General features: G+C 57.6%; 10 protein-coding genes. 2 read left to right on the top strand and 8 right to left on the bottom strand.

What is annotated here, in order from left to right; all coding sequences use genetic code 11:
* Window positions 1–43 precede the first annotated feature (43 nt).
* Complete coding sequence (locus AC2D8U_RS10705) at window positions 44–1,333, top strand: dicarboxylate/amino acid:cation symporter (RefSeq protein ID WP_484619041.1); 1,290 nt, start codon at window positions 44–46, stop codon at window positions 1,331–1,333.
* Window positions 1,334–1,543: 210 nt separating this feature from the next.
* On the opposite strand, the gene AC2D8U_RS10700 is transcribed toward AC2D8U_RS10705, so the two are convergent.
* From AC2D8U_RS10700 to AC2D8U_RS10690, 3 genes are all read right to left on the bottom strand, one after another.
* On the bottom strand, window positions 1,544–3,910 hold the full coding sequence (locus tag AC2D8U_RS10700; RefSeq protein WP_484619040.1) for a phosphoketolase family protein: 2,367 nt from the start codon (window positions 3,908–3,910) through the stop codon (window positions 1,544–1,546).
* A gap of 733 nt (window positions 3,911–4,643) precedes the next feature.
* On the bottom strand, window positions 4,644–5,669 hold the full coding sequence (gene sohB, locus AC2D8U_RS10695) for a protease SohB (RefSeq protein ID WP_484619039.1): 1,026 nt from the start codon (window positions 5,667–5,669) through the stop codon (window positions 4,644–4,646).
* Between the two features lie 104 nt (window positions 5,670–5,773).
* Window positions 5,774–8,332: a VolA/Pla-1 family phospholipase gene (locus AC2D8U_RS10690; protein ID WP_484619038.1), complete on the bottom strand. Its 2,559-nt coding sequence runs from the start codon at window positions 8,330–8,332 to the stop codon at window positions 5,774–5,776.
* Window positions 8,333–8,594: 262 nt separating this feature from the next.
* Between AC2D8U_RS10690 and AC2D8U_RS10685 the strand changes: the two genes are divergently transcribed.
* Window positions 8,595–9,338 (top strand): YciK family oxidoreductase, encoded by a 744-nt coding sequence (locus tag AC2D8U_RS10685; RefSeq protein WP_484619037.1) that lies wholly within the window; start codon window positions 8,595–8,597, stop codon window positions 9,336–9,338.
* 98 nt (window positions 9,339–9,436) lie between these two features.
* Here AC2D8U_RS10685 and rluB read toward each other — a convergent pair whose 3' ends face one another.
* The 5 genes from rluB to AC2D8U_RS10660 form a co-directional block, all read right to left on the bottom strand.
* A complete protein-coding gene (rluB, locus tag AC2D8U_RS10680) occupies window positions 9,437–10,306 on the bottom strand; it encodes a 23S rRNA pseudouridine(2605) synthase RluB (RefSeq protein WP_484619036.1) in 870 nt (289 codons plus the stop codon).
* Between the two features lie 11 nt (window positions 10,307–10,317).
* Window positions 10,318–10,902: an SMC-Scp complex subunit ScpB gene (scpB, locus tag AC2D8U_RS10675; RefSeq protein WP_484619035.1), complete on the bottom strand. Its 585-nt coding sequence runs from the start codon at window positions 10,900–10,902 to the stop codon at window positions 10,318–10,320.
* Complete coding sequence (locus AC2D8U_RS10670) at window positions 10,899–11,684, bottom strand: segregation and condensation protein A (RefSeq protein WP_484619034.1); 786 nt, start codon at window positions 11,682–11,684, stop codon at window positions 10,899–10,901. The genes scpB and AC2D8U_RS10670 overlap by 4 nt, the downstream gene beginning before the upstream one ends.
* A gap of 72 nt (window positions 11,685–11,756) precedes the next feature.
* Window positions 11,757–12,377 carry an L-threonylcarbamoyladenylate synthase gene (locus tag AC2D8U_RS10665; RefSeq protein ID WP_484619033.1) on the bottom strand — a complete coding sequence of 207 codons (621 nt, stop codon included), beginning with the start codon at window positions 12,375–12,377 and terminating at the stop codon, window positions 11,757–11,759.
* 29 nt (window positions 12,378–12,406) lie between these two features.
* A complete protein-coding gene (locus AC2D8U_RS10660; protein WP_484619032.1) occupies window positions 12,407–13,240 on the bottom strand; it encodes a PHP domain-containing protein in 834 nt (277 codons plus the stop codon).
* Window positions 13,241–13,305 lie beyond the last annotated feature (65 nt).

The raw sequence follows: 13,305 nt of genomic DNA, 5'->3' as shown, positions 1-13,305 counted from the left end.
TATCGGCCATTAGAAAAACGATAAAATTCTCGAAGGAAGTAACATGAGCTTAAATTCCACTAAGAAAATGGGCCTAACGACCCAGATCCTGCTGGGCATGTTTGCCGGTATTTTTATCGCGCTGTTGCTGCGCAACCTGGCCCCGGGCAGTGAGTTGGTTGAAACCGTCTTCACCGACGGGATCTTCAACGTCCTGGGCTCCATCTTTGTCTCCGCCCTGCGGATGCTGGTCGTGCCACTGGTCTTCATCTCTCTGGTTTGTGGTACCTGCAACCTGTCTGAACCGTCCAAACTGGGACGCCTGGGTGGCAAAACCGTGGGTCTGTATCTGCTGACCACGGCCATCGCCATCTCCGTGGCCATGGCCGCCGCGATCCTGATCCACCCGGGTAACGCCTCCCTGCAGCAGCCGGACCTGGCTTTTGCCGCCAACACCGCGCCTTCACTGGCTCAAGTCGTGATCGATCTGGTGCCTCGTAACCCGCTGGCCGCCATGGTCGAAGGCAATATGCTGCAGATCATCGTATTCGCGATCATCTTTGGTTTCGCCATCGCCCAACTGGGTGAGAAAACCACAAAGGTTCGTGCACTGTTCAATGAACTGAACGATGTTGTCCTGAAGATCGTTAACATCGTCATGATCCTCGCACCATACGGCGTCTTTGGCCTGATCGCCAAACTGGGCATGACCCTGGACATGAACGCCTTTGAGTCGGTAGTAAAATACTTCTTCGTCGTCCTGGGCGTACTGCTGTTCCATGCTGCCGTGGTCTACCCAATCCTATTGAGCGTGTTCGCCGGTCAAAACCCGATCACCTTCCTCAAGAAGATGGCCAGCGTTCAGATGTATGCCTTCTCCACCGCCAGCTCTGCAGCCACCCTGCCGATCACCATGGATAACGCTGAGAAGCGCCTGGGCGTACACAACCGGGTTGGTTCCTTTACCCTGCCTCTGGGTGCCACCGTCAACATGGACGGCACTGCCATCATGCAGGGCGTAGCCACCATCTTCATCGCCCAGGTGTTTGGTATCGATCTGTCCATCGCCGACATGCTGATGGTGATCCTGACCGCCACCCTGGCCTCCATCGGTACCGCTGGTGTACCGGGTGTTGGCCTGATCATGCTGGCCATGGTGCTGCAACAGGTTGGCCTGCCAGTAGAAGGGATCGCCCTGATCCTGGGTGTCGACCGCCTGCTGGATATGGTCCGTACCGCCGTGAACATCACAGGTGATACCGCCGTTTCCGTGATTGTTGCCAAATCCGAAGGCGAACTGGATGGCGAGATCTACGGTAACCCAAGTGCCGGTGCCGAGCTGAAGCGCGCCTGATCATCACGCGATAAGAGAAGCTCCCGAGCGGGTCATGCCGTTCATTTAAGAGAAACAGGATCGGTTGACCGCTCCCAGTGAGACTCTGTAAAGGTCCCAGCTATCACTAGTTGGGACCTTTTCTTTTGCAACTCACCTCAGCTCTTCACCCCTGCGGTTCACACCGATGCTCCTCCCGGACCCATCATGTCGCTCCCCCCTTCCCAACATCTAACGGGACCAAACCCAGTCGGTGATCTCCTGGGGATCCACCCCATGCGCCTTGATGTAACTGCGGTGATCAACCAGCCGCTGCAGCATGTCAGTGGTGATCTCAATGTGCTGGGCATCGGTGATCACCCCCTGCTGGAACGCCTTGTAGGCCATGTCGACCACAAGGTGGTAGCGACTGGTGCCGTTGCGGACCCCCATATCAAACGGCGTAGTGGTGGACCCCTCCTCGACATACCCTTTGACCCGGCAACGCTTGATCCCCGTGTAGTTGAACAGCAACTTTTGGATGGTATTGGGGTAACCGTGATAGTTGATCACCACCCCCTTGTCGGACGTGAAGAACTGATCGAGCTGTGTGGGCCTCCTGCCATACTTGAGACTGCCGATGCCATCGGAGGTCAGCTCCGAGATGTTGACGAAACGGATCCGCAACTCCGGCACCAACTGACGGATGATCACCAGAGCCGCCATACACTCCTGAGTGACATAGTCGCCGCAGGAGGCGAGCACCACATCCGGATCGTCATCGGAGGCGAAGTCCCAAATCATGATCCCCTCTTCACACTGCCGCCGTGCCTCCTCCAGGGTCAGCCACTGGGGCAGGGATTTCTTACCCGCCACAATCACATTGAGCTTATCCCGGTCGTCAAACGCCTTCTCCGTGTAACACAGGGTGCTGTTGCCATCAGCGGGCAAATAGGCGGAGATGATGGTGGGGTGTTTCTCCAGCATCGCCCCCAGCAAAGAGGGATTCTGGTGTGAGTAGCCGTTGTGGTCCTGGCGCTCCAGCAGTGAGGAGAGCACCACGTTGCAGGCGGGCACCGGCTTGCGGAACGGCACGCCCTGACTGGCGTAGACGTATTTACAGTATTGATCGCACATGGAGGAAACCACCTGGGCAAAGGCTTCGTAGGTGGGGAACATGCCGTGCCGCCCGGTCACCGTGTACCCATGGAGCATGCCAAACAGCAGGTTCTCAGAGAGCAGCTCCATCACCCGACCATCCCTGGCCATATCCTGGTCCCAGGGCTCTATCGGCCACTGCCAGGCCCGGTCGGTCTCCTCAAACACCGCTTGCAGCTGGTTGGAGTAGGTTTCGTCCGGGCTGAAGATCCGCAGGTTACGCTGCTTTGAATTCAGCCTGAACGCGTCCCGCAACCACTCACCCATCTTGTTCATAGAGACGCCACGCTGGCCCCTCGGCGTCTCCGGACCATAACTGAGCTGACTCAGGTCCGGCTTATTCAGTGGCCGGACGATCTCGCCGCCATAGGAGAGGATCTGGCGTCCAATATGCAGATGCTCGGGGGGGATCAGGGAGCAGATCTCCTTGTCGAACTTCACCTCCCCCTCGTCGGTGATCTTGTAAAGATCATCAAACTGGTAGCTGGCCAGCCATTCATTCAGCAGGGACAGGTGCTCGGGGTTGGTGGCCGCCTGATTGATGATCACCTGGTGAGACTCGCAGTTGCCCTCCAGCTTCTTGCCGTCCGCTTCCTTGATGCCGGTCCAGCCCTTGGCGGTGCGCATGGCAATCAGGGGCCAACGGGGCTTGCTGACATCCTCGCCGCTGCGGGCTCGAGTCTGGATCTCATCGATCACTTCCATCGCCCGATCCATGGCATCCGCCATCTGGGCGTAAACATCCTTATCGCGCTGATCATCGACAAAAAGCACTTCGTAGCCCAGGCCGGTAAACTCCATTCGGATCTCATCATCGTCCATCCGGCCCAGTCGGGTGGGGCCAGAGATCTTGTAGCCATTGATGTGCAAAATCGGCAGCACGGCACCACAGGTGGCCGGGTTCACCAAGCGGTTGGCATACCAGGAGGCCGCTAGGGGCCCGGTTTCCGATTCCCCGTCGCCGACCAGTACCACATTGATCAGATCTGGATTATCCAGGGCCGCCCCCCACCCCACCGCAAGGGAGTAACCCAGCTCCCCCCCCTCCAGGATCTGGCCCGGCGCTTCCGGGTTGGCGTGGGAGGGATAGCCGTAGGCGGCGGAGAACTTCTCACAGATATTGCGCATTCCCGCTTCGGAATAGGGGATGGTATTGGGGTAAAAGTGGGACAGCGAGCCTTCGATAAACAGGTTGGCCTGCACGGCGGGAAAGCCGTGACCCGGCCCAACCAGATAGAGGAAGGGGCGCTGATGCTGGCAGATGAGCCGGTTGATATGGGCGTAGACAAAGGCGATGCCGGGACAGGTTCCCCAATGCCCCAGCAATCGAGGCTTGATGTCATCATGCTGCAGCGGGCGCTTCAACAACACATTCTGCTTCAGGTAGATCTGTGCGACGGAGAGAAAATTGCTGGCGCGCACCATCTTTTTCAGGGCGCTTAACTCTTTCTTGCTGGCCATGGTCTGCCTCGATTTCACTATAGGAAGTTAGAGGATACTTAGGCCGATAAGGGTAGTTGGCTGGCAAAGGCTTTGCGTCGCGGATCGAGGGTAAACAGCCACATTCGATTGGCAAAAAGAGTCCTCTTACCGTGATACACTGGATGGACCATGGCGGAGCCCGTGGCTTTCTTTTCAGGCCGACTCAACAGCGCCTCCTTGCCCTCCTTGCCGTCAGCCGCTCCCACTCCTCTCAGATCACTTGATCTGGGAAGGGTCCCGATCAGCAGAGGCTTCGCTCTTTATCCTGAAGCAGCTCCCTGACGCTCACCTCGACCAGGACGCGATCGTTGCAAAAACCTTCATGCAGGTAACCAGAAACCGTTCGCCCTTCAATAGCGGCACCAGCACCGAATGACGCTCCAACTCACATTGAGCCTCCCGCCTCAAACATCCTGCACGCCTTCTGTTGTGTAGCTCTCCACAACTCAGAAAACAGCGTTCATAAGCAGACCGGATGATGAAACGAAGAGAGCGGCAGAGGATGGCGCTTATCCCGACGAGCTTGAAAAAGGTTCATCGCGGATCTCAGCAGAAAAAAGAAGCGCCGTCGTAACGACACAGCCTTCCAGGTGCTGGCCCTGTTGCTGCTGAATCATTGCTCAGAGCGGGTTTCGCCATCGGTTTGTCGGCCGACAGGATCAAAAAAGCCCCGCAGGCAAAACCTGCGGGGCGATTCAATCGGGCACAAGCCTCAGCGTTTAATGGATTGCCCCATCTCCGCCAGCTTCAGCATCACACCTTCCACTGCCCCTTCGGCCCCCTTGCCCAAACGCTTGGCCAGGTTCTTCTTCTCGACATACTCCAGCTGCAAAACCGGCTTATCTTTGAATTTGGCCATCAGGAAATCATCAGAGGTCTGCAGCCGGTCTACCAATTCCAACTCCAGGGCCTGCTGACCGAACCAATGCTCCCCGGTCGCCACCTTGGCCAGATCCAGCTGAGGCCGATACTTCCCCACAAACTGTTTAAACAGCTCGTGGGTGTGTTCCAGTTCATCGCGGAACTTGTCCCGAGCATCCTCGGTGTTCTCCCCAAACATGGTCAGAGTACGCTTAAACTCGCCCGCCGTGTGCTGCTCAAACTCGATGTCGTTCTTCTTAAGAACCTTATTAAAGTTCGGTAGCTGAGCGATCACGCCGATAGAGCCCACGATGGCGAATGGCGCCGAGATCACGGTGTTGGCGACACAGGCCATCATATAGCCACCGGAGGCCGCCACCTTATCCACCGCGATGGTCAGGGGAATGTTTGCCTCCCGTATCCGGTCCAATTGGCTGGCCGCCAGACCGTAGGCGTGTACCATGCCGCCGCCACTCTCAACCCGCACCAAAACTTCGTCTTTGGCTTCAGCCACCATCAAGAGGGCGGAGATCTCCTCCCTCAGGTTCGCCACCTGGGCTGCATCAATACCCGCTTTGAAATCGATGACAAACAGGCGCCCTTCCCGCTCCTGGCCTTTGCTGGCCTTCTCCTTGGCCTTACGTTCGGCTTTGCGCTCTTTAGCCTTCGCCTTCAACTGCTCCTCACTGAGCAGCTCAGATTCCAGCTGATGCTGGTAACTTTCCAATTTCTCCGACAGATCATGGATCTTCAGCGTGCCCTTCTGGGCCTTCTGGGATTTGTTCACCGCCGCGGCAGCGACAATCACCAGCAGGATCGCCGCCACCAGGGTCACGGCCTTGGCCAAAAACAGGCCGTACTCGTATAGAAATTCCAAGATCTTCTCCCAAAACACAATTTCTCGCTTCAGTGTACCCAAAGCCCACCATGGTTCGAAACAAAAAAGCCCGGCGAATGCCGGGCTTGCAGCTCCAATTCAGACTATTGAGTGCCTTGTATCACGCCGGGATCACTGTTCTTGATGCTTTGTCCGAGGGTCCGGGCATGTTCCACTACCTGAGTTTGCATCTCCTTGGTCGCCCGAAGCGAATCCATTGGATCGATCCCCGGGATCTCCGTATCCGGTGTGATCAGTGAACTGTGATGCCCCTTACTGAACCGCACAGCGCCACTTGCTCGCTCTACACTCGATGGCGTGCTCTGAGTGATCCCCGGTAAGCCCATGACGGCGATCAAAGGTTCGGTTCCGGACAGCGGGAAACCCGTCACGGTATTGGGCAGCGTCTGGTCGCCCGGGTTGGTACCACCCACCGCCTCATCGCCAACGATCTCCACCAAGTGCACCGGTGTCCCGGTCGCCACCAATTGCTTCGCATGGTTGATGGGATCCATCGCATCGACGGCGGTCTGCATTGCCAGAGCCAAGGCTGGGATTATCTCTGCCTGGATCTGAGCCACCACGGCATCACATTGTGGCGAATCGATAACGCTTTTCGCACTCTGGTCGAAGCAGGCGGGTTGCAGCTGCTGGACAAGAGTAGTGATCAACAACGGACCAAAAGCCGGCGAACCCGCGAATACGCCCGCCAATCCCCCGGCTGGAGCAACCAGGCTGGCATTGGCAATGCCATAGGGATTCGGCGCCTCGCCGGCATCAAAGCTGTTGGCATAGGCTGTCGCACTCGTTCCAATGATCGCTCCAAGACTCAGCCCCTGCAAACTGACCCGACCCATATCAAAGGTCGGCGCTCCTCCTGCCAATAGCTCACCTTGGGTCAAAGCTGTCAAAGCAAGACGCAGTGCCAGGTGGTCGATGATCCCCTGACGGAAGTTGTCTCTCAGGGTCAAGGGACTACCAATATTGACGAAATTCAGCGGATTGCCCTTGTCGAACAGGTTAAAGCCAGGAAACAGGGCGTTCAGGCTGGGATCCGTTGCCGATACCGCGTAAGCACCTGTCGTCGGATCAAACAGCTTGGAGCGCTCGCCATGCAGCGGCATATCGATGGTGATCGTCGCAATGCTGGCCAGGGTGTAGGCACCGGCTGTGGCCAAAGTGGTTTCCTTGGTCCCACCCAGGCCGTGAAGATTGATCGATACCGGCCAGGACGCGGGTGCCTGGTAGGCGGGTGCGCCGGGGATCTCCGCAAAAAACGCAGTCAGCTTGGCGACATTGGGGATAGAGATCAGTACGGGAACCTCGTCTCGGATCTGGCCACCGCCAAGACAGGTCATCAGATCTGCGCCACCACAGGGGTTGGGCACAGGATTAAAGCGGGTCAGATGCTTATTGGGATCCGCGGGGGTACCGGCATTATCGCCGGTATCCAGAATAAATTGGCCGCCGACCAGTTGACTGGGATCCGCAAGGGCCCCCTGAGGATCGATCCCTTGAGCCAGTGCCTGAGCCTCAAACCCGGCCAGACTCAAGCTGCCCGCCTCCAGCGCCTGAAGCACCGCCACCGGGCTGTCACCCAAGGCACTCCAGCGGTCATTGATCTCCTCGCTGTCCATCGGGAAGGCCTGCAGATAGGGCAGCCTGAGTATGGCACCATAGAGATCCGCCATATCCGCCAATGCGCAGGCGTCATCCCCCACAGCACACTCGCCGCCAAGTGGCTTTAAACCCAGTCGTTCCGCCACTGTCATGCCTGTGGACGCCGGTGGCCTTACCCAAACCGGTGCAAACAGAGGAGAGATCGCAACCTGAGGATCCGGCTGCAACCCATCGGCCATCAGCATCGCCGTGGTCGCCACCACATCCTGTACCGACTGAGTGGTAAATACGCCGGAGTAGGTGATGCTCTCCTTATCCACCGAGTGCGCCGCCGCCAGGGCATTCTCATAATTATTGGTCAATCCCTGCAGCAACAACTGCGAAGGCGTCACCAGAGGCTGGCTGTCGATGTCCAGCTTGAGCAGCTCGTAGATAGTCGAGGGAGCAACGGCCTTGCCTTCGCTGTCCATCAACTGGCGGGTGGTGATCACCGCATAGCTGCTGGCCGGTGCCAGAGGCTGAAGGGGCACAACCTGGATACTGTTTCCGCTGGCCGCGGTGACAAACGCCTCACCAAACTTAAGCTCTTCACCCACCTTGCAGATGGACAGATCCGGCGCACCCGAGCATTCGGGGTCCGGCGACAGGGCGCCGCCGAGCGTCACCTCAAACAGGCGCACCGAGCCCGGCAGCGAAGCCGAGGCCTCGTCGAGCATGACCCCTTCGATAGCGGGGATCATCTCAAGAACGATCGGCATCTGGGTCGACCAACCATCCAGCGCTCCCAGGGCAATTTGAGGGTTGGTATAATCACCACTCTCCTCCCCCGGGATCTCCAGGGTGCCATCTGGCGTACCGGAAAAGAGCAGATCATTAGGCAGAGGCAACACCGGCTCCGCGGCCCCCGGATCGAAGGCGATCCGGGATAAACGCTGTGGCTCGGGTGTGGGTGTGCTGTTGATAAGGTCCTGATGGCTGTCTCCATTGCAGCCTGAAAGGCCAATAACGGCGGTGATGGCGACACTTAGCAGCAAGCGTTTCATGTACTCTCCCCAATCCTTTGCTTTTCCTTTGTTTTCCAGCGCAGCATTGGTCACAATAATGCTCCGTATTGGGACCGGAAATACATCCAGAGCTGACTGTTCCCGATTAGGAAAGTAACTCACAATCCGACGGTTAGCTACAAAATCAAAACATTTGTTTGATGATTTCCTCCCTCCATGGCAGGTGCACGTTTAAAACAACGCGCAATAGAGTTAAATCACGAATTAAGTCAGACAATTAAACTCAGCACAGGAAGTCATCATGTTGGAATTTCATGCTCGACCCGAAGCACTGCAGGGCAAGGTGATCCTGATCACCGGAGCCGGAGCCGGGATCGGTCGCTGCGCCGCACTGACCTATGCCGCCCACGGTGCCACCGTGATCCTGCTGGGCCGGACAACGGCCAAACTGGAGCAGGTCTACGATGAGATCCTGGCCGCCGGTGGCCCGGAGCCCGCCATCGTACCCCTGGATATGAAGGGGGCCAGCGAGCAAAACTATGCCGATCTTGCCCTCACCATCGAAGAGCAGTTTGGCCGCCTCGATGGCCTGCTGAACAACGCCTCCCTGCTCGGTGCCATCACCCCGTTCGAGCAGATCGAGCCGGCCCTGTTCGAGGAGGTGCTTAAAGTCAATGTCACCGCCCAGTTTATGCTGACCCGTGCCCTGCTCCCTCTGATGAAGCGAACGCCGGGTGCATCCATCGTCTTCACCAGCTCTGGCGTGGGTCGCAAGGGACGGGCCTATTGGGGCGCATACGCCATCTCCAAGTTCGCCACCGAAGGGATGATGGAAACCCTGGCCGACGAACTGGCCGGTACCTCGCTGCGCTGTAATTGCATCAACCCCGGGGCCACGCGCACCAAGATGCGTGCTACCGCCTTCCCGGCGGAGGATCCCCAGACGTTGAAGAGCGCCGAGGATCTGATGCCACTTTATCTCTACCTGATGTGTGACGACAGTGCCGAGATCAACGGCCAGAGCCTGGATGCCCAACAGCGCTAGCCGTTCGTTTTTAGCCTTTAGCTAAAAGCTTCCAGCTGACGACTAATGACGAACAAAAAAGGCAGCCCGAGGGCTGCCTTAGTTTTCCTGTCCGCACCTTACTTGCGTTTTGGCGTGGCACCACGGGTACGGTGACGACTGACCGCACGGCGGATCTTGCTGGTCTTCAGATTCTTCTGACGACGCTGACCCACTTTATCCTGGGACAGCAGGGTACGGCTCTCCGGATCCATCTCCACCAGAGCACGCAGGTAGTTGACCTGATCCAGTGGCAGCTCCATCCAGCCACCACGGGGCAAGCCCTTAGGCAGGGGGATATCGCCATAACGGATCCGCATCAAGCGGCTCACCTGTACCTCCTGGCTCTCCCACATACGGCGAACCTCACGGTTACGCCCCTCGGACAGCACCCCGTGATACCAGGTATTGATCCCCTCGCCACCAGCGCGGCCCAGGCGTTTGAACTTAGCCTGACCATCCTCCAGCTCCACGCCCTGTCGCAGGCGATTGAGCATGGCATCATCCACTTCACCGAACACCCGAATGGCATACTCCCGCTCGACTTCACGAGAGGGGTGCATCAGACGATTGGCCAGTTCACCATCTGTGGTGAACAACAACAGACCCGAGGTGTTGATATCCAGGCGACCGACGGCCACCCAACGGCTATCTTTCAGCTTGGGCAGACGGTCAAATACGGTAGGACGACCCTGAGGATCGATACGGGAACACAGCTCCCCTTCCGGCTTGTAATAGGCCAGTACCCGGCAGATCACATCCTCTTCCGTTTTCAATGACACCGCATGGCCGTCGATCCGCACTTTCAGATCCGTGCCGCCATCGATGCGGTCGCCTAGCTTGGCCACCTTACCGTCGATGCTAACGCGCCCTGCGGCGATCATCGCCTCCATCTCACGACGGGAGCCATGACCTGCTCGAGCTAAGACTTTCTGTAGTTTCTCGCTCATTAATCTCTTCTTTAATGTACCTGTGGCTCGGGCTCTGCCTCACCGGCGCTGAACAGGGCCACCAGGGCCTGTTCATCGTCCAGCGGCGGCAATTGAGCCAAGCTGTCCAGACAAAAGTATTGCAAAAATTCATCGGTCGTTGCGTACAACGCCGGCCGTCCTGGCACTTCTTTATGTCCGATCACACGGATCCAACCGCGATCGGACAGGGTTCGCATGATGTTGGCACTGACCGACACGCCGCGAACCCGTTCAATTTCACCCCGGGTAATGGGCTGCCGATAGGCGATTAACGCCAGTGTCTCAAGCAATGCCCGGGAATAACGTGGCGCCTTTTCCTGCCACAAGGCACTTAAGGGCTGGCTGAGATCCGGATGGCTCTGGAAACGATAGCCACCGCCCACCTTGACCAGTTGAATGCCACGTGGACGGTAATCCAGTTCCAGTTCATCCAGCACTTCGTTGATGCGACCGACAGAGACCGCGAAGTCCGCCAGCACACTCTGTTTCAAGCCCTTGGCGCCCAATGGACGGTCCGCCACAAACAGCGCGGCTTCAATCAGCTGCTTGAGCTGTTCATCATTAATCCGGCTCATGCCCTTGCCCTGACGTGGATCTGGCTGCCCGGTGCAGCCTGTTGCAGCTCGATCAGCCCCTCCTTGGTCAACTCCAGGATCGCCAGGAAACTGACCACCACCCCGGCACGTCCCTCTTCCGGCGTAAACAGCGCCTGAAAGGGAGTAAAACGATCCGCTGTCAGCATAGCCAACACCTTGCTCATTCGCTCCCGGGTCGATAGGGCTTCCTTCGCTATCTGGTGATGCTCAAAATGATCGGCCCGTTGCACCACCTCACGCAGTGCCCCCACCAGTTCGGACAAGTCCACTTCCGGGGGGATCACCACAGGGGCCAGATCGGCCGCCCGCTCGGCATGGGCTGGCCAGAAATCCCGTTCGGCCCGAGGCCGTGCGTCCAGATCCTGAGCAGCCTGCTTGATCACTTCGTAGGCCTGCAGTTGGCGGATCAGCAAGGTACGGGGATCGATCTCCTCCTCCTCCTCACTGATCTGACGCGGCAGCAGCAGGCGTGATTTAATCTCAGCCAGGGTCGCCGCCATCACCAGATACTCCGCCGCCAGCTCAAACTTCATCTGCTCCATCAGGCCGATGTATTCCATATATTGCCGAGTGATGGGCACCACGGGCAGATCCAGAATATCGAGCTTCTGTTTTCGGATCAGATAAAGCAGCAGATCCAATGGCCCTTCAAAGGACTCAAGGATCACTTCCAGTGCCTCGGGTGGAATAAAGAGATCCACCGGTGGTGCCATCACCGGCTCACCACGGACAACGGCCAGCGGCAAGGGTTGTTGGATCATCACGGAAGTCTGGGCCATAGATCGAGTAAAAAACGCGTCATTATAGGGAGCGCTATAGCCTTTGTCAGCGAATTATTCAAAGGGTGTGGGATCCCCCGCACCACGACGCAGGATCCGGGCTTCATCGTCACTGAAATCGACGACCGTCGTTGGGCTCTCCCCCAGGATCCCGCCGTGGATGATCAGATCCAGTTGGTGCTCCAGTTTCTCCCGGATCTCTTCCGGATCCGACTCGGTCAATTCGGCACCGGGCAAGATCAAGCTGGTGGACATCAAGGGTTCTCCCAACGCCTCCAGCAGCGCCAGAGCAATAGTATTATCCGGTACCCGAATGCCGATCGTCTTACGCTTCTCATTGAGCAAACGACGGGGCACCTCCTTGGTGCCTTTAAAGATAAAGGTATAGGGTCCAGGGGTATGGCTCTTGAGCAGACGGAAAGCCGTATTGTCGACCCGAGCATACAGGGAGAGCTCGGCCTGATCCCGACACATCAGGGTAAAATTATGATCAGAGCGCAACTGGCGGATCCGGCAGAGCCGGTCCAGCGCCTTCTTATCGCCGATGTGACACCCGATGGCATAACCGGAATCCGTGGGGTAGGCGATCACGCCGCCCTTATGGATCAATGCCACCGCCTGATTGATCAATCGGGCCTGAGGATTGTCCGGGTGCATATAGAAAAACTGACTCATAACCATTCCTTTGTTATAGGCACAGCGACTTAAGACGGCAACCAGTCCAGTCGGTGCCAGACTCCGGGTTGCTCCGGCCGATGAAGACCCCGGCCCAGTTCAACCCAGCGACTGGGAAAGTGAAAATCCGAACCGGCGGAGATCAACAACTCATACTCACGGGCCAGTTCCAACAAAAATTGCCGCTGCTGAACATTCTGCTGGCAGTGGATCGCCTCCATGGCATCACCACCAACCGCTTTAAATTCCACCAGAAGCTTGCGTAACCACTTGTTAGACAATTGATATTTACTCGGATGGGCCAGGACTGCAAGACCTCCGGCCCGATGGATGGCCGCCACCGCCTGCTCGATGCTGCACCATTGGTTACGCACGAAGGCACTTTGCCCCCGCCCCAGATACTTATCAAAGGCAGCCTGCTTGGCACTGACGATCCCCCGCTCCATCAAAACCCGGGCAAAGTGGCTGCGTCCTATACTGCCACCGGCAGCATAGCCTAGGGCTTGCTCCAGGGTTCCCTCAATCCGTCGCTTGGCCAGCTTGGCGGCGATCGCTTCGGCCCTGCCCTGTCGCTGCTGCGCCTGGCTCTCCAGCAGCGCCTTGAGCGTCGGATCCTCCAACTGAAAATTCAGCCCGACAACATGAATATCGAAACTGTGCCAGCTGGTGGAGATCTCAACGCCATTGATCAGGCGCAAGGCACTGTCGGCTGCCGCATTTTGGGCTTCAACCAGGCCGTCAACCGTGTCGTGATCCGTGAGTGCCAAAATATCGACCTGCTGATTCAAGGCACGAATCACCAGATCGGTGGGAGAGAGCGTGCCATCGGAGGCGCGGGAGTGGCAATGCAGATCGATTTTCATAACGGTCCTTTATGGAATTCGAAGCATTGTACTCCAGCCAGGCGCAAAAGTCCGTTTGCACGAAT

Source organism: Ferrimonas sp. YIN67, from assembly GCF_057219095.1.
The sequence above is the reverse complement of the archived record's forward strand: the minus strand, read 5'-3'. Positions and strand labels throughout refer to the sequence as shown.

Coding starts and splice junctions, on each gene's coding strand:
- AC2D8U_RS10690 (WP_484619038.1), bottom strand. CDS start 8,332: ATGAAACGCTTGCTGCTAAGTGTCGCCATCACCGCCGTTATTGGCCTT.
- AC2D8U_RS10665 (WP_484619033.1), bottom strand. CDS start 12,377: ATGAGTCAGTTTTTCTATATGCACCCGGACAATCCTCAGGCCCGATTG.
- AC2D8U_RS10685 (WP_484619037.1), top strand. CDS start 8,595: ATGTTGGAATTTCATGCTCGACCCGAAGCACTGCAGGGCAAGGTGATC.
- AC2D8U_RS10705 (WP_484619041.1), top strand. CDS start 44: ATGAGCTTAAATTCCACTAAGAAAATGGGCCTAACGACCCAGATCCTG.
- rluB (WP_484619036.1), bottom strand. CDS start 10,306: ATGAGCGAGAAACTACAGAAAGTCTTAGCTCGAGCAGGTCATGGCTCC.
- AC2D8U_RS10660 (WP_484619032.1), bottom strand. CDS start 13,240: ATGAAAATCGATCTGCATTGCCACTCCCGCGCCTCCGATGGCACGCTC.
- AC2D8U_RS10700 (WP_484619040.1), bottom strand. CDS start 3,910: ATGGCCAGCAAGAAAGAGTTAAGCGCCCTGAAAAAGATGGTGCGCGCC.
- scpB (WP_484619035.1), bottom strand. CDS start 10,902: ATGAGCCGGATTAATGATGAACAGCTCAAGCAGCTGATTGAAGCCGCG.
- AC2D8U_RS10670 (WP_484619034.1), bottom strand. CDS start 11,684: ATGATCCAACAACCCTTGCCGCTGGCCGTTGTCCGTGGTGAGCCGGTG.